Source organism: Leuconostoc falkenbergense, assembly GCF_014634805.1.
GTDB lineage: Bacteria > Bacillota > Bacilli > Lactobacillales > Lactobacillaceae > Leuconostoc > Leuconostoc falkenbergense.
The window spans coordinates 87,132-110,587 of sequence record NZ_BMBS01000001.1 but is presented as its reverse complement, the minus strand read 5'-3'; the positions used below and the strand labels follow the sequence as shown (position 1 = coordinate 110,587).

The window sequence follows — 23,456 nt, the reverse complement described above, 5'->3', positions numbered from 1 at the left end:
CAATATGTCACTTACAACATTAGGCAATCACCCTAAAGAAGAATTAGCACTTGTCGAAATAGCAACTGCTGTTTTGACTGAACATAAAGTAGCAATGCCTTTCAGCTCACTCGTTCAAGAGATTCAAGACTTTTTGGAAATTGATTCAGAAACTTTTAAGCCACGTTTATCACAATTCTACACTGACTTAAATACAGATGGTTCATTCATTTCACTTGGTAATAATGAATGGGCATTACGTGCTTGGTATCCAGTTGATGCCATTGATGAATCAATTCATGAACTTGATGATGAAGAAGATGCACCGAAGCGTAAAAAGTCAGCTAAAAAGAAAGTCAACGTATTTGCTGATAATGCATCTGATGATGATGTTATCGATTATAACGATGATGATCCCGAAGATGAAGATTTCACAACAGTTGAAGATGATGACGCCGAAGATGATTCTGAAGACGATGATGTGGCTGTTGACGACGATGATGACGATGCCAACGAAATTGATTTGAGTGAAGATGAATCAATTGATGCCAACATGACGGAATTAACTGGTGGTAATGATCTTGACGATCTTGGTGATGGTGATCAAGAAAAGTAATTTGAGATAGTTGGCTCAACTGGCAACACTAAGTTGGGTGAGTATCATTTAAAAAGTATCTACAATAAGCAGTTAGTTATCGGAGCACGCGCGATGACTAACTGCTTATTTTGCTATCATGAGAACATCAACTTTCTGACAAAGTAGAATGTTCGTTAAAAAAAGGTGAACTAGTGAATGTTGAATATTTTTTGAAGTAGTGTATATTAAATGAGATAACACTAAATTAACATTTTTTAAATAACAATATAGCTAATTGAAAACGAGGTAATTATGAAAAAAATATTATCTATTGGTGGTTCAGATACGAGTGGCGGTGGGGGCATTGAGGCAGACATTAAAACGTTTGAAAGATATGATGGATTTAACGTAGTGGCGATAGAAAATATTGTCACTATGAATCCAAACAACTGGCAAGTGGCGCAATATCCAATGCCAACTGAAACTGTTTCAGCTCAACTGCAAACGACATTATCTATTACGCTAGCGGGGATTAAGGTTGGTATGATTTCGGATATCAATAATTTTAATATTTTAATTGATTATCTCGAAACGGCTAAATTTGGTATGTTGCTGGTGGATCCAGTGATGGCTACAAAGTTGACAATTGCTCATGACAAAACGATTGATTTGACAACTTATAAAAAGAAATTATTATCGAAGGCTGACATTGTGACGCCTAATGTTTTGGAAGCAGCATTGTTGACGGATGTCCAATCAATCAATAATGTCTCTGAAATGAAAGAAGCAGCAAAGAAAATCTATGATTACGGCGTCAAAAATGTCGTGATTAAATCGGGAAACCGATTTGCTGACGGTTTAGCGACGGATTTATTGTATGATGGGACAAATTTTGAAGTATTCCAGAATGAAATCATAAAAACAGATTATAATCATGGGGCAGGATGTACATTTTCGGCAGCAATTCTTGCTAATATGGTTAAAAATAATTCAATCAGTGCTTCAGTTAAAGAGGCCAAAGAATTTACATTTCAAGCAGTTGCTAATGCAATTCAATTAAACCAATTTGTGGGCCATGTTTGGCAGGGAGATAATCATTATGAAACAACATAATAACGCCGTTATTAACATTGTACTGGTGGCATTGTTCACTAGTATTACCTTTGTTGCAACCAGTATACAGGTGCCAATGCCGGCATTAATTGGAAAACCTTTTGTGCATTTGTGAAATTCAGCAGTGCTATTGTCAGTACTACTTTTAGGGTTTAAACGTGGTGCGCTTGCTGGCGGTTTTGGGCTAGCATTGTTTGATCTATTTCATGGCTATGTGATGGAAGCCCCATATTACTTTTTTGAATGTTTCGTCGTTGGTGGTATTGCTACCTATGTATTTTCACTGGTTCACTATAAAAAACATGGTACGAGCGTTAAATTAATTGTGGTTATTTTGGCGGCTGTCGTTACCAAGTTAGTCATGACAACAGGGCATAATTTTGTGATGAGTTTGTTCAAGGGCATGACCATACAACCTGCGATAGTAGCAACAGTATCGTCCTTATTTCCAACAGTGATTAACTGTGTGATGACAATGATAGTTGTTTTTGTTGTCTATCGCTGGCTAGCAGAACGATTTGAACAGCTATTTGTCAAAAATAATTTCATATAAATTGATTATTGTGCTACATTGCTTTATTAAAAATTTTGAACAGCGGCATAAACAGTTTCATGACAAAAAAATTTGATATAAATAATTTTTTGATTTGACATTGGTAAATAATGAGCATACAATTAGTACCAATATTATGAATAAGATAACAACACAATTGAACAACACATTTTTTGCACTCCTTGTCCTCATGTGACTAGTAGGCTATTTTGTGTTAATCGTCTACTATTTTCTTTCAGAAATAGAGTAGACGGTTGGGATATCGGATTAAGCACCTAACTGTTTTGACAGTTAGGTGCTTTTTTGTAGGATTTTGGAGAAATATGATCAACATAGAAAAATTTATTAAGACGAGAAAACGTCTCAGGATATCGCAGGTTACACTTTGTGCAGGTATTTGTACGCAAGCCACGCTTTCAAAATTTGAAAAACATCAACAGATTCCATCATTTGATATTATGATTGCGCTGTGTGAACGAATAGGATTGACATTGAATGATGTGTTTCCAATAGCAGTTTCTTCACATCAAACACGCAATGAAAAGTTACTAGCACAGGCTTTAAAAGCATTATTTTACCAAAATGTTAATCAATTTAAAAAGAATATAGAACAAGTAGCGCTGGACAAAATACTGGACAAAGAGTTGTCAACTTATCAAATTGCCAAATATTTTTACATGGTAATTTTGGTGAAAGATGATAATAAAGCGAAAAAATTGGTATCGCACATTGATATTGCGTGTTTCAATCAACAATACAAATTATTGTTTTATGCGATAACCAGTCATTATTATTATCATTGTGGTCAATTTACCAAGGCGCAACAAGCGTTTGAAGACGTCTGGCGTCATCAAAAATCAAATGCTGTCAATGATCACACTGGTTGTCAAGAAGCAATTGTCTATTTACTAGCAGAATATCAGATGTTGATGAAAAACTATCAACTGGCAATGATGTTGGCCACTTATGGGATTGACTTAGCACATGCAGATGATAGCACTTATTTTTTGGAAAACTTTTTCTGGCAATTGGTGCAAGCAAGCGACATGTGGCACAGTCAAGATTTTATTGTCAATGAAATGATTGAAAATGCGCGGGTAATTGCTAAAATACATAATAACGAAGATATCCTAAAAAAGCTCAGTCAACGAAAAGGGGGAAATAAAAATGACAACACTCAAGGTTGAAAACTTACATGTCTCAGTGGCAGGAAAAGAAATTTTGAAAGGGGTTAATTTGGTCGTTAATACTGGTGAAATTCATGCCATTATGGGACCAAACGGTACTGGTAAATCGACACTATCGCAAACCATTATGGGGCACCCAGCTTATGAGGTGACTCAAGGCCATGTTACCATTGATGATCAAGATTTAGCTGACATGTCAGTGGATCAACGCGCACGCGCTGGTTTATTTTTGGCAATGCAATATCCATCAGAAATTCAAGGTGTGACCAACGCTGAGTTCATGCGGGCTGCCATTAACGCACGCCGTCCAGAAGATGATCAAATGGGTGTTATGTCATTCATTGAAAAACTGGATGAAAAACGTGAATTTTTATCTATGTCTGAAGAAATGGCGGAACGTTATCTCAATGAAGGCTTCTCAGGCGGGGAGAAAAAGCGCAATGAAATTTTGCAAATGATGATGATTGAACCAAAAATTGCGATTTTGGATGAAATTGACTCAGGATTAGATATTGATGCTTTGAAAGTTGTTTCCCGAGGCGTCAATGACATGCGATCTAGTGATTTTGGCGCGTTAATGATTACCCACTATCAGCGACTTTTGGATTATATTGTGCCAGACTTTGTTCATGTGATGATGGGCGGAAAAATTGTCAAAACAGGTGGCGCCGAATTGGCCAAAAAGCTGGAAACTGAAGGCTATGCTGGCCTTCGAGATGAATTGGGTTTGAGTGTTCAGTTAACTGACGAAGATGTGAACTCATATTTTGTGGAGGATTAATATGGCTGATAATCATTCAATACAATCTTTACCATTGCCTACATTTGCCAAAGTACGGTATAACGCGTGGCAACTAGATGATATGATACCAGCGACTGAAACAGCCACGACACCATTTTTTATGAAAAATAAGGGCAATGGTATCGAAGTGAGTGGATTATCGACAACTTACCAACATTTGACCGAGGCAATGACTGCTCAAGGTGTGATTTTGATGAGTATGGTGCAAGCAAAAATCGATTACCCGGCACTGCTAGAAAAAATGATTGGCACCGTCATTACTAAGACAACTGATCGTTTATCTGCACAAAATTTTGCGCAATTTAATACAGGAATTTTTGTATATATCCCAGAAAATGTCCAATTTGATGACGTTTTGCATTTAACACTAAATCATTTGGCTGCTTCTGGCAAAGATTTGGTTGCGCGTATTTTTGTTTATATTGGTGCAAATGCTAAGGCGGATATTTTGCAAGAAATACACACGATAGGCGATCAAAAATCCAAAGCTTCAGTTGTTGTTGAGGTCATCGCTGATGTTGGTGCCCAAGTAACTTATGCTAATATTGACGCCTTTAACGAGCAAACAACAGCTTATATTAATCGTGAGGCTGAAGTGAGAGACCATGCCACACTTGATTGGCAAAATGCTGAATTTAATGATGGCAATGCGATAATCCGCTTAGCTAGTCAATTGAACGGTGAAGGGGCTACCTCACATGCCAATGTTATTGGGCTGACAACAAAAAAGCAAACACAAGGATTTGTGACCACTATCTTGAATCGAGGGCGTCATACATTAGGGCATATTTTCCAGCGAGGTGTCATTTTAAACCGCTCAACTCTAGTATTTAATGGTATTGGCAAAATTATTAAAGGTGCACAAGGCTCAGATGCACAACAAGAGTCACGTGTTTTGATGTTATCACGTCGAGCACGCGGTGATGCTAATCCGCTATTATTAATTGATGAAAATGATGTGACTGCTGGCCACGCCGCTTCCGTTGGTCGTGTTGATGAGGATCAAATGTATTATTTAATGAGTCGAGGCATTAGTGAACAAGTTGCTCGAAAACTGGTTATTCGCGGATTTATGGGTGAAGTATTAGCAAAAATGCCAACAAAGGAAGCGCAACAGCAGGTAGTGACGGAAATTGACAGAAAGTTAAAACATGAAGATGAATCAAACTGATTTTCCAATACTTAACCAAAAAATTAATGGCGAACCTCTGATATATTTCGACAGCGCTGCAACTTCGCAGAAACCTCAATTTGTCATCGATGCCATCACTAGTTACTATCAAAACGACAATGCAAATGTGCATCGCGGTATTTATGAATTATCACAACGTGCTACCAATTTATATGAGCAAGCACGGGATAAACTCCAAAAATTGATACATGCCAAAAGGCGAGAAGAAGTGTTGTTCACACGTGGCACAACTGAATCGTTGAATTGGTTGGCAAGTACTTATGGTGTAGAAAATGTTAAACAAGGAGATGAAATTCTCTTATCGTACATGGAACATCATTCTAATATTGTCCCGTGGCAACAGTTGGCCAAGCGGGTTGGTGCTAGCTTGAAATATATTGATCTTAAAGAAGACGGTACTTTAGACTTGGCGGATGCCGAAGCAAAACTGTCTGATAAAACCAAAATCGTATCAGTTACTCATGCTTCGAACGTGTTGGGCGTGGTCAATCCAATTAAAAAATTAGCTCAGATGGCACATGAACACGGGGCCATTATGATTGCTGATGGGGCACAGTCAGTGCCTCACATGGCAATAGACGTGCAAGAAATGGGTGTTGATTTTTTTGCTTTTTCAGGTCATAAAATGCTGGGACCAACCGGTATTGGTGTGCTATACGGCAGGTATGATGTGTTAAATCAAATGCGACCAGCACAATTTGGTGGCGAAATGATTGAATTTGTCGATTTACATGAAGCAACGTTTCAACCATTGCCTTGGCGTTTTGAAGCGGGAACACCAAATATTGCTGGTGCTATTGGTCTGGGAGCTGCTGTGTATTATCTAACAAATATCGGGATGATTGAGGTAGCAAAATACGAACAATCATTGGTTGATTATGCTTTGCCAAAGTTTAAAAGTATTGATGGTCTGACTGTCTATGGTCCGCAAGAGAGTGAACAGCACACTGGTGTAATCGCATTTAATATAGCGGGTATTCATGCGCATGATTTAGCGACTGCCTTGGATCAAGAAGGTATTGCGGTACGAGCAGGACACCATTGTGCACAGCCACTGATGCATTATTTAGATGTTGCTGCGACCGTTCGTGTTAGCTTTTACATCTATAATACACGTCAAGAAATTGATCGCTTTGTTGCCACCTTAGAAAAAATTAAGGAGTACTTTAACCGTGAGTTTGCATAATTTAGATTATTTGTACCGTCAAACGATTATGGCGTACGCGCAACATCCGCATCATTATCAGCCTATGTTGGGAACCGAAAATTATCATATTCGAAAGTATAATCCCACCTGTGGTGATGTCATTGATTTGGCTTTTAATATAGATCATGATATTGTGACTGATATTCATTTTTATGGAGATGGTTGTGCCATATCAAAGTCTTCTGCTTCGATGATGACGGATTTAGTTATCGGGAAAAATACCAGCCAGATTGCTCAGCTAGTAGATCAATTTTCAGAAATGGTTCGTGGCGAAGCGGGAAATTATAACGCTCTTGGGGAAGCGCAAATTCTTTTAGGTGTGACTAAATTTCCAACGCGAATCAAGTGTGCAACTTTAGCATGGCATGCTTTGGCAGAATTATTAGCAATAGAAAAATAAGAGGGGTGCAAGCATGGAAATAGACAGACAAGCAGCTATTGATCAAACAAAGGCAGCTATTTCAAATGATAAGGTGACTGAATTAGGCTTTCAAGACGATTATCAAGCAGTTTTTTCGACGGGTAAAGAACTAAATGAAAACATTATCCGTCAAATTTCAGCTAAAAAAAATGAACCGGAGTGGATGCTGGATTACCGATTGCAGGCATATCAAACATATCTCAAAATGCCAATGCAGCAATGGGGACCGGACCTAAGCGAAATCAATTTTGATGATATTTATTACTATAACAAGCCAACCAATGACAAATATCGTGACTGGGATGACGTGCCAGCGGAATTGAAAGCCACCTTTGAACGCTTGGGTGTTCCAGAAGCTGAACGGAAGTGGCTAGCCGGCTCTTCTGCACAATATGAGTCCGAAGTTGTTTACCATCGCATGAAAGAAGAATTTGCTAAGACAGGGATTGTTTTTACCGACACAGATACTGCGGTCCAAGAATATCCCGAGCTTATTCAAGAATACTTTGGGTCACTTGTTAAACCAACCAACAATAAATTAGCGGCCTTAAATTCAGCAGTTTGGTCTGGTGGTACATTCATTTATGTACCGAAAGGTGTCCACGTGACGACACCGATTCAGTCTTATTTCCGAATTAATACTGAAAATGAGGGTCAGTTTGAACGGACATTGATTATTGTTGACGAAGGGGCACATGTTGATTATGTTGAAGGGTGTTCAGCGCCAATGTATTCAGGGGATGCGTTGCATGCTGCTGTGGTAGAAGTGATTGTTAAAAAAGACGGCTATTGCCGCTACACGACGATTCAAAACTGGTCAAATAATGTGTATTCATTGGAAACAAAACGTGCAGCAGCGCATGAAAACGCAACGATGGAATGGGTTGATGGTAATTTTGGTTCAAAAACGACGATGAAATATCCATCAGTGTATTTGGAGGGCGAGGGTGCAAAAGGTACCATGTTATCAATTGCCGTTGCTGGTGAGGGCGTAAATTTAGATTCTGGCGCGCAAATGATTCATAATGCCAAAAATACCTCGTCGTCTATCATTTCAAAGTCAATTGCACATGATGGTGGTGCCACAGATTATCGCGGTACAGTGAAATTTGGTCGCGAGTCTGATGGGTCATTTGCTCACGTCGAGTGTGACACAATTTTATTTGATGATAAATCTTCAGCCGATACGATTCCATACAACACAATTTTGAATGGCAATGTGTCGATGGAACATGAGGCAAAAGTTTCACGTGTTTCCGAAGAGCAATTGTATTATCTGATGACACGTGGTATTTCTGCTGAAAAAGCCACAGAGATGATTATTATGGGCTTTATTGAGCCATTCACAAAAGAGCTGCCAATGGAATATGCTGTTGAGTTAAATCGATTAATGAAATTTGAAATGGTTGGATCGGTAGGATAAGGTATGAATCAAAAAATTGAGGCAAGTATTATGGATGCTTTGACAACAGTCATTGACCCAGAACTACGAGTTGATATCGTTAATTTGGGACTAATTAACGGTGTTGCTATCAGCGCTAGCGGTGACGTCACTGTTAATATGACGTTGACAACAATGGGATGCCCGCTGATTGGTGTATTGGAAGAAATGATTGATGACGCATTAAAAATTTTACCTGAAGTTAAGACCACCAAAGTTGAACTCACTTGGCAACCAGCTTGGGAAATCAATAGAATGTCACGATACGCTAAAATGGCGTTAGGATTATAGTGTGGCAAAATTATATAAATTTGGAATAAAACACACCTGAAAATTGACGACAAATGACATACTCGTTATGATTGTATTATTAAATTAAAAGGAAGTGTTTCACATGAGAAATCAGGCCACAGTACAAATTAACAAAACAAACGCAGCCCTTCTCCTCAACTTGCTTAGACTACCCTAACAAGTTGAGCTTTTGAGCTAGTTGTTAGTTATTTATCTAATGGCTAGTGAATAAAAGGATGTGAGTGCATAATCCCGGACTAGTCATATTGACTAATCCGGGATTTTAATTTAAGGAGAAAATTATGGTAAGCAAAGTAACTTTTTATGACACAACAATGCGTGATGGTGAACAAACAATTGGGGTTAACTTTTCAATTGACGAAAAGATTGAAATAGCAAAAGAACTGGATAATTATGGCGTTGCGGCCATTGAAGCAGGATTTCCTGCGGCTTCTCAGAAAGACTTTGAGGAAGTGAAAAGAATTGCAGAAGTTGTGACTAACGCAAAAGTTGTCGGTTTGGCACGAATGGTCAGAAATGACATTAATGCCGTTATTGAGGCAACTAAGAATGCAAAACATCCAATGATTCACGCGTTCATTGCCACTTCACCCATTCATCGTGAGTTCAAATTGCACATGACTAAAGAAGAAATATTGGACAAAATCAAAGCAGACGTTACTTTTACTAAGCAATATATGCAAGATATTGTGTTTTCACCTGAAGACGCGACGAGAACTGAACCTGATTTTTTGGTAGCCAGCGTGCAAACAGCCATTGACGCCGGAGCAACAATGATTAACATACCAGACACAGTTGGTTATGATACGCCAGAAGAATACGGTGAAGTTTTTGAAAACTTGCGTCAAAATATTATTGGTTTTGACACAGTTGGTTGGTCAACTCATACGCATAATGATTTGGGAATGGCAACAGCTAATGCTTTGGCAGGCATTGCGCATGGGGCGACGGAAATTCAGGGCACAATTAATGGTATTGGTGAACGCGCTGGAAATGTTGACATGATTGAAGCCGCCGCAGCGATTCAAGTGCGTCATGAAAAGTTCAATGTTGAAACAGATATTGTCTTAGCTCAGTCCAAAGTCATTTCTGACGTTGTCGCACGCGCAACCTGCATGCCAGTTGCGGGTAATAAACCAATTATGGGACGCAATGCCTTTGCCCATGAGTCAGGTATTCATCAAGATGGGTACTTAAAAAATCCAGAAACGTATGAAATTTTGAAGCCAGAAATGGTTGGTGCTACGGCATCCTTACCTCTGGGTAAATTGTCGGGGTCGCATGCGGTAATGTCAAAACTAAATAGTTTAGGTTATGATGTGACGCGTGATGATATGAAAGTAATTTTCCCTATTTTTAAATCAGTTGCTGAAGAGTCTGACTTGATTACAGACGAGCAATTAAAGGTTATTATGCAAGTCGTTGAAGAAAAAGAAATGGTGAGTTATCAATAATATGACATCCATTAAAAAAATAGTAGTTTTAAAAGGCGATTATATTGGTCCAGAAATTATGACAGCAGGGTTGGCAGTATTAGATGCTGCGACAAAAGATACAACATTTGCTTATGAATTGATAGATGCACCTTTTGGTGGTGATGGTATTGATCGAGCTGGTGACCCTTTACCACAGGCAACGATTGATGTTTCAAAACAAGCTGATGCGGTGCTACTTAGTGCAATTGGTGGACCGAAATGGGATAATGCGCCACGACGTCCAGAACAAGGACTATTAGAAATTAGATCAAAACTTAATTTATTTGCTAATATACGGCCAACAAAAGTGACTCAAGCGCAAATTGACCGCTCACCATTGAAGCCAGAGTATGTTGAAAATACGGACTTTGTTATCGTTCGTGAACTGACCTCTGGTGCTTACTTTGGAAAGCCACGCAAGCTGGAAGCGCATCAAGCCATTGATACGATGTATTACAGCGAAGCAGAAGTCACTCGCATTATGCATCAAGGTTTTAAAATGGCTCAAAAGCGAAACAAGCATATCACGATTGTTGATAAGTCAAATGTATTGGCTACATCAAAGTTTTGGCGAAAAATTGCGAATGAAGTTGGCAAAAGTTATCCGGATGTGACAATCGACTATTACTATGTTGACGCGATGACAATGGCTATTATGTCAAAACCAACAATATTTGATGTTGTGATTATACCTAATTTGTTTGGGGACATTTTAAGTGATGAAGCAGCACAAATTACAGGCTCAATTGGACAAATACCTTCTATGTCAGTTGGTGAAAGTGGTCCTAATTTGTATGAACCAATTCACGGTTCAGCACCTGATATTGCTGGTCAAGGTATAGCTAATCCCATTTCTATGGTGAATACGGTAGCGATGATGTTATCAGAAAGCTTTGATGAAAAAAAGATTGCCAATAAAATTACTGCAGCAGTAGACTACATTATTGAAAACCACTATGTGACACCAGATATGGGTGGCACGATGACGACCGATGAAGTCACACAAAAAATGGTTGATTACATAAAAAATTATGAATCGGCGGATATAAAATGAGCAAAACACTATTTGACAAAATTTGGGAAAAACACGTCATTGCTGGAGAAGTTGGTGAGGCTCAACTGATTTATGTGGATTTGCATTTGGTACATGAGGTGACCTCGCCTCAACCTTTTGATGGGTTGAGAAGCACGAACCGCCGTGTTAGACGACCAGATTTAACTTTTGCAACAATGGATCATAACGTACCAACGAAAGATATATTTAATGTGCAAGATCAAATGTCCCGATTACAGATGGATACATTGGTCAAAAACACGAAGGAATTTAACATACCATTAGCATCGATTGGTGATGACAAACAAGGCATTGTGCATGTTGTGGGACCCGAACGCGGTCTAACACAGCCTGCAAAAGTAATCGTATGTGGTGATTCTCATACAGCAACTCATGGTGCATTTGGCGCAATTGCCTTTGGAATTGGTACTTCCGAAGTTGAGCACGTGCTAGCGACCCAAACAATTTGGCAGGTGAAACCAAAAACCATGGGGATTAAGGTTACTGGGAAGCTGCCTAAAAATACGTATGCCAAAGATATTATCATGGGCATCATTGCTAAATATGGGGTGTCATTTGGTGTCGGCTATGCGATTGAATTTTATGGAGAAACTGTTCAAAATCTTTCAATGGAAGCACGTATGACGATGTGTAATATGTCAATTGAAGCTGGTTCAAGAACTGGTATGGTACAACCAGATCAAACGACGTTTGACTATATTGAAGGCCGTGAACAAGCACCAAAAGATTTTGAATCTGCTAAAAACTATTGGTCACAATTCTATACAGATGATGAAAGTGATTTTGATAAGATACTGACCTTTGATGTATCAAATTTGAAACCGATGGTGACATGGGGAACAAATCCAGGAATGGCAACACCTGTTGATCAGTATTTGCCAGAAATTAAAGATGAAAATGATGCTAATGCCTATGAATATATTGGTTTACACCCCAATATGAAGCCAGTTGATATTAATTTGGATTACATTTTCATTGGTTCATGCACGAACAGCCGTTACGAAGATCTTGAAATTGCTGCAAATATGATGAAAGGTCATCATTTAGCGCCCAACGTCACTGCGTGGATCGTGCCAGGTAGTCGGGTCATTCGAAATTGTGCAATCAAATCGGGAATTGCTCAAATTTTTGAAGATGCTGGTTGTGAATGGCGTGAGCCAGGATGTTCAGCATGTTTGGCAATGAATCCTGACAAAATTCCAGCAGGCAAGCATGTTGCGTCAACATCAAATAGAAACTTTATTGGACGCCAAGGTGCAGGATCAAGAACGCATTTGGCTTCTCCAGCTATGGTTGCTGCGGCAGGAATCGCTGGTCACTTTGTTGATATTACGACAGATGAATTTGTATAGGGGGATAACATGGAAGCTTTTGTAAGCGAGACAGGCAGAGCAGTTGTAATTCCAAATGACAACATTAATACTGATATTATCTTGCCTAAACAATTTTTGAAAAATATTTTAAAAACCGGGTTTGGGAAAGATTTATTTTATGACTGGCGTTACAATACCGACGGCTCGTTAAATGAGGCGTTTGAGCTAAACAAACCAGAACATAAGGATGCTTCAATTTTAATTACAGGCAATGATTTTGGATCAGGATCATCACGAGAACATGCGGTATGGGCGCTAACGGATTATGGATTTAGAGCAGTAATTGGCGGCGGATTTTCAGACATTTTTTACATGAATTCAACCAAGAATGGCTTGCTACCAATTGTGCTGCCTGAAGAAAATCGGAAAATATTGCGAGGCATTCAAGCAGATGAAACTATTCAAATTGATTTACCCGAACAAACTGTGACTTATAAAAATAATATTTTCCACTTTGACATCAACTCACAATGGAAAGAAAAGTTTATCAATGGTGAAGACGATATTGATAACACGATGAAATATGAAAAATTGATCGCTGAATTCGAAAAGCAGCGACCAAATTTCGGATAAATGCGTAAAGCATTTATAATCAAAAACAAAAAGCAATATATTAAAAGGATGGTATTTTATCATGACAGAAGCAACAACAGCAAAGATTCATTGGAATGGTGGCGTTCAAGCTGAAGCCATTAATATCTTGAAAGAAGATGGCGGAATGATTGTTAGCCCAACAAAGGTGGGTTATATTATCATGACTTCAGACGATAAAGGATTAGAAAGAAAGTTTGCTGCTAAAAATCGTAAGCGTAACAAGCCAGGTGTCGTATTATGTGGTTCAGTAGAACAAGTTAAAGAATTAGCGCAGATGACACCTGAAATCGAACAAATGTATCAACAACATTGGGATGAGGACATTTTGTTGGGGTGCATCTTACCATGGCAAGAAGAAGCTAAGAGCAAGATACCAAATGACGGTACAAAAGATTTGATGATGGATCAACGTGAAACGAGTTGTTTTGTTATCAAGTTTGGCACACCAAGTGAAAATATTGCCAAAGAAATGTGGGAAAAGTATGGCAAGTTCTCATTTGCAAGTTCAGCTAATCCTTCTGGTAAGGGGAACCGAGGATTAGTAGCTGGTATTGGTGATCAAATTGAAAATGCTGCTGACCTAATTATTGAGGCCGATGATTATGTGGCATCAATTCAACCTGATAAGACGCTGGACACACGTTACGAACAAGGTGTGATGGTATCAATGGTTGACGAAGCAGGTAAGCTTATCCCAGAACAAAATGGCGCTGTTGGTGTTCAACCAGCACCAATCGTTATTCGTAAAGGACTAGATGTCGATAAAATTATGAAAATTATGAGTGATATTTTCTCGTCATGGGATTATCGTCACGGATTTTATTATTAAAAAATTGCATAAAACAGTTAAAAGCCAAATTACCACTATGATTTCTTTCTCATTGATAGCAGGTTATTAAAAGATAATTAGGCAACAAAAAATATCTCAATGACGACATTTGTTGAGATATTTTTTTGTTGACAGAACAATTAAAAATACATATAATATTTTTGAACATATATTATATGTCGTATAGTATTGGAGAAAATAAGTATGGCAATTCAAATGAGTTCAGAATTATTAGATGGTTGCGTGTTAGCAATATTAGATAAAGAAGATTATTACGGTTATGCGTTAACACAGAGAGTACAAGGCACCATTTCCGTTTCAGAATCAACGCTATATCCGGTGTTACGACGATTAAAAAATAATCAATACGTGACTACTTATGATCAACCTTATCAAGGTAGAAATCGACGTTACTACCAAATTACAGCGCAGGGTCGTGACAAACTGGTTAGTATTCGACAAGATTGGTTAATATTTCAAGCCAATGTCAACACATTATTGAAGGAGAAATAAGCAGATGGAGAATTATTTGACTGAATTAGACCAATTACTAAACCAGTTGCACCATTCAGATAAAGAGGAAGCGTTGAATTTCTATCGTGAGTATTTGATGGATGCAGATTTAATCACATATGAAGCATGTGTAGGTGAATTAGGTACACCAAAACAACTCTCACGAAAAATTTTAGCTGATTATTCAATTAAGGCTGATGAAAAATCAGCAGATGATACAAATAATAAAAATTCACGGTCAAATATTAAACTAATTTGGTGGATTGCCTTGGCACTGTTGGCGTCACCGTTAGCGTTACCTGTGTTTATTATTTTGGTTACGCTAGTTGCGGTTTGTTTTGCCCTTGTCGCGGCTTTGATTGCGATTATAATTGCGCTTGGTTTGACAGGTATGTTGGCAGCTATTAGTGGCGTTGGTGTATTGCTGCAGTCAACTTGGACGGGCCTTTATTATATTGGCTGTGGGTTGACGATATTAGGAATTATGGTGGCTGGCATACCAGCTGGTGTTGCTCTTTTGAGGTGGCTAATTAATAAAACGGCGAAGTTTAGCAAGTTAATTTATCGTCGTTTCATTGATAAAAATCACGTACATCAGGAGGATAGGTAACATGAAACGAGGCGTTAAGATTGGATTAACTTTGGTTGTTATTGGTGTTGTAATGGCACTAATTGGCATTTGCTTTGGTGGGGCTTCTAGTGCTATTACTTGGGATAATGGTTTCAAAGTTATTGATCAAAAAACAAAGAAAAGCAAAATATCGCAAAAATCATATACTTTTGACAATGTAAAAAGCATTAATATTTCAACAGCTTTACCCGTACGCGTTGTCACGGGTGATGTTAAGCAAGCCACTGTTAAGGTATTCACTTATCACAAGTTACCTGAAATGAACTATCAACAAAGTCATTTAACAATTACTGATAAACAGACTAGCAGTGTATCTCGAGGCGAGGTTAATATTGAATTTAATATTACTGGATTCACTTGGCAGCGCCATAGCCAGAGATACCAAGAAGAAATTGTGATTACAGTACCGCAATCACAAAATTTGTCTAATCTTCAAATTAATGGTCAGAATAGCAGCGATGTTAGTCTGTCAGGTATTCAAGCAGATAAAATAACGTTACAACATGTTGCAGATACAAAGTTAAAAGACATGACAGTCAATCATGACTTAAAACTCGATGATACTGAGGACACTGATTTAAACAACATCGCTGCGTCCACAGCTACGATTAAAAGTAATGATGGGGATGTAACTATAAAAAATACGCACATTAGCGATAGAACGACGATTCAACTTCAAGATAGTGATCTAAACATGCATCAAAACCACATGAATGTTGGTGAAATAAATGTGTCAGATGGTGATATTAATTTGTTAAGTAATGAGCTTTCAGGTGAACTAAACATCACTGCACAAGATGGTGATGTTGCAATCGCTATTGGTAGAAGTAGTGTGGTTGCTAAAACGCAGGATGGCGACATCTCGGCTTTTAATCAGCATGAGGATGATCAGTCAACTTATGCTTATAAAGGGACAACTGGCAAATATATCATATCAACAGATGATGGGGATATAAGAATCAAGCAATGATAAACAATATTGATTTATTAAACGTTTGACAAAATGAAATTTTAATAATATACTTTTAATTATATTGTTAAATAAATAACAAAAAAAGAGGTAAAATTATGCATAAAACAATGAAGCAAGTCAATCATTCTCTCCTCTACCTACTTCTCAATTGAGGTTTAGTAGGTTCTTTGAGTGACTATCTACTAAACAAAAATCGTTTGGTAGATAGTTGGGACAACATTAAAAACACCCCAACTTTAATATAGTTGGGGTGTTTTTGTGTTGATGCACTCAAAGCAACAAATGTAGTCAGCGATTATCGATCATATTCTCGTCAAAGTAACATGTTAAAAGGACATATTTTGTCTACTAAGGACACCATTTGTTCGCTATGTTTACCAGAGATATACCCTATGATAATCTTATTTTTACAGTGCAAGGAGAAGAAAAAATATGATGTTACGCACACAAAAACAAACAACGTTACAGACAGATGCAATGCGCTATGGCGCAATAATTGTCCTTTTTTTAATTGCAGGAATAATGTTATTAATGACCAGTGCGTCGCAATATCCTGAAATGATAGCAATGGCTTATTTATCATTTACCATGGGACTAAGGCATGCATTTGATGTCGATCACATTGCTGCCATTGATAACATGACACGTAAAATGCTAAATGATGGCAAAAATACACGCGGTGTCGGTTTCAGTTTTTCATTTGGTCATTCAATGGTCGTGGTATTGATGGCATTGGCAACAGTTCTATTTGTCGAGTGGGCAAAACATGCCATGCCGGTTTTTGAACATATTGGTGGTGCCTTAGGGACTTCAATTGCAGCTGCTATGTTGATGATGTTAGCTATTGTCAATAGTTTCATTTTGCATGATATTTGGGTGAAATTCGCGTCAATGCGCAATCACAATGGTAAAGAGGATAAGGATGATGAGCAAGTTAATACCTCCAAAATATATCGTTTATTTTTGAAATTATTGGGCATGATAAAACATAATTGGCAAGTTGCAATCGTTGGTTTTTTGTTTGGTTTAGGATTTGACACTGCGACGCAAATTGCGGTTTTAGCAACGTCTGCTACCGCTGCTAATGAGGGTATACCATGGTATTCAACAATGGCTTTTCCGTTGCTGTTTACAGCGGGAATGTGTTTGATGGATACAGTTGACGGTTTCTTTATGAGTACAACTTATCATTGGGTATTTTCGTCACCATATCGAAAAGTCTATTATAATTTGACGATTACAGGCATTTCTATTTTAGCTGCAGGATTCATTGGGTTTGTGGACTTTATTCAGTCATTTGCCGTCATGTTTGGCTGGCAAAATGGTTTAACGAAATGGGCAAATGGGTTAGATTTTAACCAAATGGGTATTATTTTGGTTTGCTTGTTTGTTGTGGCTTGGATTGTTGCCATTACTATCTGGCATGTGTTTCATTTAGCTGAAAGGGATGAGGAGCAAGTCATATAGTTTTTTTATCTGACATGTTCATTAAGCTTTGAAAATGAGTGACATTATGCCATTTACAGCTACTGAAATTTGCCGGTCTAAGCCACTTGTGTCAGCTTTGTAAAAGTAATAAAACTTAGTTGAAAAAAGGGGTTGCTTTTTTTTAGAAAAGTCTGTAATATATATAAATGTGCTAAGGCATAAGAAATGCTCCTGTAACTCAGTTGGTTAGAGTAGGGGATTTTTAATCCCAAGGTCCTCGGTTCGAATCCGAGCGGGAGCACTGAGTTAATCAGGCGACCTTGGGTGATCCATAAAAAACAGAATTCTTAGGAATTCTGTTTTTTATTTGCTTAAAATAGTAAATTAGTGTATTATTGATGAAAACGTTGAAGAGGACAAGTAACTATTGTTGTTGTTGAAGAGATGCCATACTTGGTGAGAGTGGCAAAGCAATGATGGTGAATAACTACCTCCGAAGTGACATACGAGTAGCGCACGTGAAAGTATGACCGGTGTCATTGGTCGTTATTCCAATGAGAGTGAAATGAATTGGCTGGTTGTAATAACGGCTGATATGACTAAGGTGGTACCGCGCGGAAAGCGCCCTTGAATTTTTATTTAAGGGCGCTTTTATTTGTTTAAAAAAGAGGATGGACGAGTTATGGCAGGAAAAGAATTGAATCGAGATTTATCATCACGTCAAATGCAGATGATTGCATTAGGCGGCACAATTGGTGTTGGCCTTTTCATGGGATCTTCAGCAACTATTAAATGGACCGGTGTCTCTGTACTGTTAGCATACGCATTGGCTGGTTTAGTGCTGTATTTGGTGATGCGTGCTTTGGGAGAAATGTTATATGTTGATCCATCTGTTGGATCTTTTGCGAATTACGCTACAAAATATATTCATCCCGTAGCTGGATATCTCACGGTATGGGCAAATGTATTTCAATGGCTGACAGTTGGTGTTAGTGAAACCATTGCCGTGGGAATTTACTTAGACTTTTGGTTCCCGCACATTCCCGATTGGGTGACGGGTGTTGTCGTATTAGCGATGTTGACGGCAGCTAACTTAGTGACAGTGAAAGCCTATGGTGAAATGGAAACGTGGTTTTCGTTAATCAAGGTTGTCACTATCATCTTCATGATTATTCTAGGATTGCTCGTGATTTTACTAGGATTTGGTAATCATTGGCAACCGTTAGGCTTTTCAAATTTGTGGGCACACGGACCATTTTTTGCTGGTGGGATAAAAGGATTTTTCTTTGCGTTATCAATTGTCATTACGTCATATCAAGCAATTGAGATTATTGGTATTACAGCAGGTGAAGCTGCCAATCCTCAGGTTGCCATTGTTAAGTCTATCAAATCAATTGTTGCGCGTATTTTAATATTTTATATTGGTGCTATTTTTGTTATCATTACTATCTATCCTTGGGATAAATTAGATCAAGTGGGATCGCCATTTGTGGAGACTTTCTCACGAGTAGGTATTACAGCTGCTGCGGGGATCATTAATTTTGTCATGATGACCGCTGCAATGTCGGCTTTGAATTCGGGTATTTTTTCATCAAGTCGTATGCTGTACACATTGGCTTTGGGAAAAGAATTGTCACCTAAGTTTTTGAAATTATCTAAGCATCGTGTGCCAACGCTGCCTGTGTTAGCAATTTCTGGTGGTATTTTGTTAGGCATCATTTTAAATGCAGTTTTGCCAATGTTTTGGCATGGTAGTTCTAGCATTTTCGTATTGGTTTATTCAGCTAGTACGTTGCCCGGTATGGTGCCTTGGTTTGTCATTTTGGTTAGCCAAATCAAATTCCGCAAAGCTCATGCGTCATTAATGGCAGATCATCCCTTTAAAATGCCTTTTGCGCCATACACCAACTATTTTGCGATTTTGATGTTATTGGTAACGTTGGTATTTATGATGATTAACCCCGACACACGAGCACCATTGCTTGTTGGGTTGGCTTTTCTAATCATCATGACAATTGTTTTCTTTGCAACACGTGCTTGGCACGCTAAGAAAATTAATGAGTAATTCAATTTGACAAATGAGGACTAACTCTGTATTATAAATTAGGGCTCCCATTTGTTGGGACAAACGTTAAAAGCTCTCAAGACTTTCTTGGGAGCTTTTCTATTTTATTTTACCCCTAATTGTTACGTCATTTCTGTGGTTGTAAACGCAGATGGAATCATGAGGAGGCATCATGGCAGATAAACAAGTGAAGTATATTTTCGTTACCGGCGGCGTTGTGTCATCGCTTGGTAAAGGAATTGTGGCAGCATCTTTAGGTCGTTTGCTGAAAAATCGCGGGCTCAAGTTAGCGATTCAAAAACTAGATCCATATATCAACATTGATCCCGGAACGATGTCACCTTATCAACATGGTGAAACTTTTGTGACAGGGGATGGTCTGGAAACAGATCTTGATATGGGTCATTATGAGCGTTTCATGGATATCAATACTAACATGTATTCTAACGTGACAACGGGTCGTATTTATTCTGAAGTTTTGGCTAAGGAACGTCGTGGTGACTATGACGGTGGAACAGTTCAAGTTATTCCACATATCACAGATGCTATCAAAGACAAAATGAAGAAAGCTGCTGAATCGACTGATGCGGATGTCGTTATTGTCGAAGTCGGTGGTACGGTTGGTGATATTGAAAGCTTGCCATTCATTGAAGCGTTACGTCAAATGAAGTCTGATCTTGGCAACGAAAACGTCTTTTATATTCATACCAGTTTGATTGTTTACTTGACTGCAGCTGGTGAAGCCAAAACAAAACCAACGCAGCATTCGGTTGCACAATTGCGTTCATTGGGCATCCAGCCTGACATGATTGTCTTACGTACATCAGAACCCTTAGAAGAAGGACTCAAACGTAAGATATCAACCTTCACTGATGTTAAAGCTGACGCTGTTATTGAATCACGAGATGTTGAAACTCTTTACGAAATTCCATTGAATTTGCAAGCACAAGGCATGGATGATGTGGTTTTGAATAAGTTGCAAATTGACGCACCACAAGCTGATATGACAGCTTGGTCAACAATGGTTGAATCAATTAAGCATCCTAAGAAAGCAGTTAACATTACCTTAGTTGGTAAATACACGGACTTGCCAGATGCTTACATTTCAGTCAATGAAGCTTTGAAACATGCTGGTTACTCGCAAGAAGCAGAAGTTAACATCAATCACATTAAGTCAGAAACGGTCACTGCTGATAATGTTAACGATTTATTGCAAGACGCAGATGGTGTGATTGTACCAGGTGGATTTGGCGCACGTGGTACAGAAGGCAAAATTGAAGCGATTCGTTATGCCCGTGAAAATAATACACCATTCTTAGGTGTGTGCTTGGGCATGCAGTTAGCATCAGTTGAATTTGCGAGAAATGTTTTGGGTTACAAAGATGCCAACTCAACTGAACTAAATCCAGAGACATCAGCACCAATTATTGATTTGATGAAAGATCAAGAAAATGTTGAAAATCGTGGTGGTACACTACGATTAGGTTTGTATCCAGCTATGTTGTTGCACGACACATTGACAGCAAAAGCTTATGGTAATAAGCCAGAAGTGGAAGAACGTCATCGTCACCGTTATGAATTTAACACCAAATTCCGTGATGAATTTGAAAAAGCTGGTATGGTCTTTGCGGCAACTTCACCGGATGATCGTTTGATGGAAGTAATCGAATATCCTAAAAATGACTTCTTCGTTGCAGCGCAATACCATCCTGAATTCTTATCACGTCCTGATCGTCCAGAAGGTCTTTACCATGATTTTTTGGCAGCTTCCTTGGCGCATCAAAAATAATTATTCTCAAAATCCTATCATCTATAATGGTAGGATTTTTAATCGCTTGTCATGACCGTTTTTATAGCAGTACGTGACATGACTGGTATAATGAAACTATGTTAGCAAATCCATCACAACATATTGAACAAAAATTAACCTTGCTACCGGCTGAACCGGGCTCTTATCAAATGAAAGATGCTAACGGTAAAATTATTTATGTCGGCAAGGCAAAAAATCTCAAAAACCGAGTAAGATCATACTTTAAACAAGATCACGATGGCAAGACAGCTGAATTGGTTGCCAATATTGTTGATTTTGATTTTATTGTGACTAATTCTGATAAGGAAGCCTTTTTAATTGAAAATGAATTGATTAAAAAGTACAAACCTTACTATAATATTCGGCTCAAATACGGTACGGGATATCCTTACATCAAAATCACCAAAGAACGTGATCCTAAAATGGCGTTAGTCAACGAAGTTAAAAAAGACGGTGGTTTTTATTTTGGGCCATATCCAAACGTTTATGCAGCGCAGGAAACATTACGATTTTTAGAGAAAAACTATCCTTTACGTCGCTGTAATGGGTTTCAAGGGCGGCCTTGTTTGTATTACAATATGGGGCAGTGTTTGGGACCATGTTGGCATGAAGTGCCTAAAACTGAATATGATCAACAAATCACACGTATCAAGCATTTTCTAGATGGCGACACTAAGGCAGTGAGAAAAATAATCACCGAAAAGATGCAAAAAGCAGCGTCATCGCTGGAATTTGAACATGCAGCGGATTTGCGTGATCAGTTGAAATATATTGATGAAACAGTTGAAAGCCAACGGGTATTATCACGCGATACCACACCACGAGATTTATTCAATTATTATTTGGATAAGGGCTGGATGACGGTTGAAGTCTTTTTCTTGCGCCAAGCCCGCCTAATTCGCCAATTTAAACGAACCTTTGCTATTGTTGGCGAGGCTGATGAAGAGGTTACGAGCTTCATACAGCAGTTTTATGCACAAAAAAATATTCAGAAGCCACGAGAAGTATTGGTGCCAAAGGGCATCGATACCAAGGCGCTTTCCGAAATATTGAACGTACCAGTTCGAATACCAGTGCGTGGTGAAAAACGGGATTTACTTGATTTGGCCGCCAAAAATGCGCAAATCGTCTTAGAAGAAAAATTCCGTTTGATGCAATTAAATGAACGAAAAACAACTGGTGCTATGAAAGAAATCACCGACGCGTTGCATATCCCGATGGGACATCGGATTGAAGCATTTGACCATTCTCATACGCAAGGGGTCGAGATTGTCAGTGCGATGGTTGTTTTCGATGATGGCGTCCCAAACAAGGATCTCTACCGCAAGTACAAAATTCAGTCTACTCATCACGCTGATGAATGGGCTGAAACGCAGGAAGTAATCCGTCGACGTTACAGTCGTGTGCTCAAAGAGGGTGGTGATTTACCTGATTTGATTTTAATGGATGGTGGTGAGATTCAGCTACATGCAGCTAAAGAGGTATTGATCGACGAACTTGGCCTTACAAATGTCCCAATTGCTGCAATGGTCAAAAATGATAAACACAAGACGGCTGATTTAATTGATGGTCACACAGAACAAATTGTGACATTAGACAAACAATCTGAGGGATTTTTCTTAATTCAACGTGTACAAGAAGAAGTTCACCGTTTTGCCATTAGTTTTCATCGCCAATTACGGAGTAAGCATTCGTTAGCTTCTCGACTCGACACAATTCAAGGCGTAGGGCCCAAGACACGCCAAAAATTATTGCGTGAATTTGGGTCATTACCAAAAATCACGGCGGCAAGCATTGATGAATTGGCAGCGATTGGCATTAACGAAAAACTAGCGCGGGTTATTCACCTGTCCCTGAATGCAGGGGAGCGTAGCTAATTTTACGCTTTTATGGTAAACTAGAGTGT

The 23,456-nt window shown here is 38.6% G+C and carries 21 protein-coding genes, 1 tRNA gene and 1 pseudogene; all 23 read left to right on the top strand.

Features of this window, described 5'->3' with window-relative positions; genetic code table 11:
* The first annotated feature begins 4 nt into the window (after nucleotides 1-4).
* The 23 genes and pseudogenes from rpoE (at nucleotide 5) to uvrC (ending at nucleotide 23,427) form a co-directional block, all read left to right on the top strand.
* Entirely contained in the window at nucleotides 5-595 is a 591-nt protein-coding gene (gene rpoE, locus IEU71_RS00595) for a DNA-directed RNA polymerase subunit delta (protein WP_004915531.1), read from the top strand.
* A 273-nt stretch (nucleotides 596-868) separates the two neighbouring features.
* On the top strand, nucleotides 869-1,669 hold the full coding sequence (locus IEU71_RS00590; protein ID WP_004915528.1) for a hydroxymethylpyrimidine/phosphomethylpyrimidine kinase: 801 nt from the start codon (nucleotides 869-871) through the stop codon (nucleotides 1,667-1,669).
* Nucleotides 1,656-2,222, top strand: a pseudogene (locus IEU71_RS00585) (ECF transporter S component). The gene IEU71_RS00590 and the pseudogene IEU71_RS00585 overlap by 14 nt, the downstream one beginning before the upstream one ends.
* 323 nt (nucleotides 2,223-2,545) lie before the next feature.
* Nucleotides 2,546-3,409, top strand: coding sequence for a helix-turn-helix domain-containing protein (locus IEU71_RS00580; RefSeq protein WP_004915518.1), 864 nt, complete (start codon nucleotides 2,546-2,548; stop codon nucleotides 3,407-3,409).
* On the top strand, nucleotides 3,390-4,190 hold the full coding sequence (gene sufC / locus IEU71_RS00575; RefSeq protein WP_004915517.1) for a Fe-S cluster assembly ATPase SufC: 801 nt from the start codon (nucleotides 3,390-3,392) through the stop codon (nucleotides 4,188-4,190). Before IEU71_RS00580 ends, sufC begins: the two co-directional genes overlap by 20 nt.
* A gap of 1 nt (nucleotide 4,191) precedes the next feature.
* Nucleotides 4,192-5,382, top strand: coding sequence for a Fe-S cluster assembly protein SufD (gene sufD / locus IEU71_RS00570; protein WP_004915514.1), 1,191 nt, complete (start codon nucleotides 4,192-4,194; stop codon nucleotides 5,380-5,382).
* Nucleotides 5,363-6,589: an aminotransferase class V-fold PLP-dependent enzyme gene (locus tag IEU71_RS00565; RefSeq protein WP_036067211.1), complete on the top strand. Its 1,227-nt coding sequence runs from the start codon at nucleotides 5,363-5,365 to the stop codon at nucleotides 6,587-6,589. Before sufD ends, IEU71_RS00565 begins: the two co-directional genes overlap by 20 nt.
* Nucleotides 6,576-7,010, top strand: a complete 435-nt coding sequence (sufU, locus tag IEU71_RS00560; protein WP_004915510.1) for a Fe-S cluster assembly sulfur transfer protein SufU — start codon at nucleotides 6,576-6,578, stop codon at nucleotides 7,008-7,010. Before IEU71_RS00565 ends, sufU begins: the two co-directional genes overlap by 14 nt.
* Before the next feature lie 13 nt (nucleotides 7,011-7,023).
* Nucleotides 7,024-8,454, top strand: coding sequence for a Fe-S cluster assembly protein SufB (sufB, locus tag IEU71_RS00555; RefSeq protein WP_004915507.1), 1,431 nt, complete (start codon nucleotides 7,024-7,026; stop codon nucleotides 8,452-8,454).
* Between the two features lie 3 nt (nucleotides 8,455-8,457).
* A complete protein-coding gene (locus tag IEU71_RS00550; protein WP_004915505.1) occupies nucleotides 8,458-8,763 on the top strand; it encodes a metal-sulfur cluster assembly factor in 306 nt (101 codons plus the stop codon).
* Between the two features lie 302 nt (nucleotides 8,764-9,065).
* Nucleotides 9,066-10,238, top strand: coding sequence for a 2-isopropylmalate synthase (locus IEU71_RS00545; protein WP_004915502.1), 1,173 nt, complete (start codon nucleotides 9,066-9,068; stop codon nucleotides 10,236-10,238).
* 1 nt (nucleotide 10,239) lies between these two features.
* Nucleotides 10,240-11,313: a 3-isopropylmalate dehydrogenase gene (gene leuB, locus IEU71_RS00540; protein ID WP_004915499.1), complete on the top strand. Its 1,074-nt coding sequence runs from the start codon at nucleotides 10,240-10,242 to the stop codon at nucleotides 11,311-11,313.
* A complete protein-coding gene (leuC, locus tag IEU71_RS00535) occupies nucleotides 11,310-12,686 on the top strand; it encodes a 3-isopropylmalate dehydratase large subunit (protein ID WP_004915496.1) in 1,377 nt (458 codons plus the stop codon). The genes leuB and leuC overlap by 4 nt, the downstream gene beginning before the upstream one ends.
* A 9-nt stretch (nucleotides 12,687-12,695) precedes the next feature.
* A complete protein-coding gene (leuD, locus tag IEU71_RS00530; RefSeq protein ID WP_004915493.1) occupies nucleotides 12,696-13,280 on the top strand; it encodes a 3-isopropylmalate dehydratase small subunit in 585 nt (194 codons plus the stop codon).
* Between the two features lie 61 nt (nucleotides 13,281-13,341).
* The gene (locus IEU71_RS00525) at nucleotides 13,342-14,130 is read left to right on the top strand and encodes an L-threonylcarbamoyladenylate synthase (protein WP_004915491.1); all 789 of its coding nucleotides are present in this window, start codon (nucleotides 13,342-13,344) and stop codon (nucleotides 14,128-14,130) included.
* A 204-nt stretch (nucleotides 14,131-14,334) separates the two neighbouring features.
* Nucleotides 14,335-14,643: a PadR family transcriptional regulator gene (locus tag IEU71_RS00520; protein WP_004915488.1), complete on the top strand. Its 309-nt coding sequence runs from the start codon at nucleotides 14,335-14,337 to the stop codon at nucleotides 14,641-14,643.
* 4 nt (nucleotides 14,644-14,647) lie between these two features.
* Nucleotides 14,648-15,253 carry a DUF1700 domain-containing protein gene (locus IEU71_RS00515; protein WP_004915485.1) on the top strand — a complete coding sequence of 202 codons (606 nt, stop codon included), beginning with the start codon at nucleotides 14,648-14,650 and terminating at the stop codon, nucleotides 15,251-15,253.
* A 1-nt stretch (nucleotide 15,254) separates the two neighbouring features.
* Nucleotides 15,255-16,244: a DUF4097 family beta strand repeat-containing protein gene (locus tag IEU71_RS00510; RefSeq protein ID WP_004915482.1), complete on the top strand. Its 990-nt coding sequence runs from the start codon at nucleotides 15,255-15,257 to the stop codon at nucleotides 16,242-16,244.
* 435 nt (nucleotides 16,245-16,679) lie between these two features.
* The gene (locus IEU71_RS00505) at nucleotides 16,680-17,714 is read left to right on the top strand and encodes a HoxN/HupN/NixA family nickel/cobalt transporter (protein WP_004915479.1); all 1,035 of its coding nucleotides are present in this window, start codon (nucleotides 16,680-16,682) and stop codon (nucleotides 17,712-17,714) included.
* A gap of 188 nt (nucleotides 17,715-17,902) precedes the next feature.
* Nucleotides 17,903-17,976, top strand: a tRNA-Lys gene (locus tag IEU71_RS00500).
* 381 nt (nucleotides 17,977-18,357) lie between these two features.
* Nucleotides 18,358-19,740: an amino acid permease gene (locus IEU71_RS00495; RefSeq protein WP_004915477.1), complete on the top strand. Its 1,383-nt coding sequence runs from the start codon at nucleotides 18,358-18,360 to the stop codon at nucleotides 19,738-19,740.
* A gap of 172 nt (nucleotides 19,741-19,912) precedes the next feature.
* Nucleotides 19,913-21,529, top strand: a complete 1,617-nt coding sequence (gene pyrG / locus IEU71_RS00490; RefSeq protein ID WP_004915474.1) for a CTP synthase — start codon at nucleotides 19,913-19,915, stop codon at nucleotides 21,527-21,529.
* A gap of 98 nt (nucleotides 21,530-21,627) precedes the next feature.
* The gene (uvrC, locus tag IEU71_RS00485; RefSeq protein WP_004915471.1) at nucleotides 21,628-23,427 is read left to right on the top strand and encodes an excinuclease ABC subunit UvrC; all 1,800 of its coding nucleotides are present in this window, start codon (nucleotides 21,628-21,630) and stop codon (nucleotides 23,425-23,427) included.
* Nucleotides 23,428-23,456: the final 29 nt, after the last annotated feature.

What these genes read in the sequence shown, in the direction of transcription:
- IEU71_RS00565 (WP_036067211.1), top strand. Translation starts at nt 5,363, where the DNA reads ATGAAGATGAATCAAACTGATTTTCCAATACTTAACCAAAAAATTAAT.
- IEU71_RS00510 (WP_004915482.1), top strand. Translation starts at nt 15,255, where the DNA reads ATGAAACGAGGCGTTAAGATTGGATTAACTTTGGTTGTTATTGGTGTT.
- leuB (WP_004915499.1), top strand. Translation starts at nt 10,240, where the DNA reads ATGACATCCATTAAAAAAATAGTAGTTTTAAAAGGCGATTATATTGGT.
- uvrC (WP_004915471.1), top strand. Translation starts at nt 21,628, where the DNA reads ATGTTAGCAAATCCATCACAACATATTGAACAAAAATTAACCTTGCTA.
- IEU71_RS00525 (WP_004915491.1), top strand. Translation starts at nt 13,342, where the DNA reads ATGACAGAAGCAACAACAGCAAAGATTCATTGGAATGGTGGCGTTCAA.
- IEU71_RS00580 (WP_004915518.1), top strand. Translation starts at nt 2,546, where the DNA reads ATGATCAACATAGAAAAATTTATTAAGACGAGAAAACGTCTCAGGATA.
- IEU71_RS00590 (WP_004915528.1), top strand. Translation starts at nt 869, where the DNA reads ATGAAAAAAATATTATCTATTGGTGGTTCAGATACGAGTGGCGGTGGG.
- IEU71_RS00495 (WP_004915477.1), top strand. Translation starts at nt 18,358, where the DNA reads ATGGCAGGAAAAGAATTGAATCGAGATTTATCATCACGTCAAATGCAG.
- IEU71_RS00545 (WP_004915502.1), top strand. Translation starts at nt 9,066, where the DNA reads ATGGTAAGCAAAGTAACTTTTTATGACACAACAATGCGTGATGGTGAA.
- sufC (WP_004915517.1), top strand. Translation starts at nt 3,390, where the DNA reads ATGACAACACTCAAGGTTGAAAACTTACATGTCTCAGTGGCAGGAAAA.
- rpoE (WP_004915531.1), top strand. Translation starts at nt 5, where the DNA reads ATGTCACTTACAACATTAGGCAATCACCCTAAAGAAGAATTAGCACTT.
- sufB (WP_004915507.1), top strand. Translation starts at nt 7,024, where the DNA reads ATGGAAATAGACAGACAAGCAGCTATTGATCAAACAAAGGCAGCTATT.
- IEU71_RS00515 (WP_004915485.1), top strand. Translation starts at nt 14,648, where the DNA reads ATGGAGAATTATTTGACTGAATTAGACCAATTACTAAACCAGTTGCAC.
- IEU71_RS00505 (WP_004915479.1), top strand. Translation starts at nt 16,680, where the DNA reads ATGATGTTACGCACACAAAAACAAACAACGTTACAGACAGATGCAATG.
- IEU71_RS00550 (WP_004915505.1), top strand. Translation starts at nt 8,458, where the DNA reads ATGAATCAAAAAATTGAGGCAAGTATTATGGATGCTTTGACAACAGTC.
- leuC (WP_004915496.1), top strand. Translation starts at nt 11,310, where the DNA reads ATGAGCAAAACACTATTTGACAAAATTTGGGAAAAACACGTCATTGCT.
- pyrG (WP_004915474.1), top strand. Translation starts at nt 19,913, where the DNA reads ATGGCAGATAAACAAGTGAAGTATATTTTCGTTACCGGCGGCGTTGTG.
- IEU71_RS00520 (WP_004915488.1), top strand. Translation starts at nt 14,335, where the DNA reads ATGGCAATTCAAATGAGTTCAGAATTATTAGATGGTTGCGTGTTAGCA.
- leuD (WP_004915493.1), top strand. Translation starts at nt 12,696, where the DNA reads ATGGAAGCTTTTGTAAGCGAGACAGGCAGAGCAGTTGTAATTCCAAAT.
- sufD (WP_004915514.1), top strand. Translation starts at nt 4,192, where the DNA reads ATGGCTGATAATCATTCAATACAATCTTTACCATTGCCTACATTTGCC.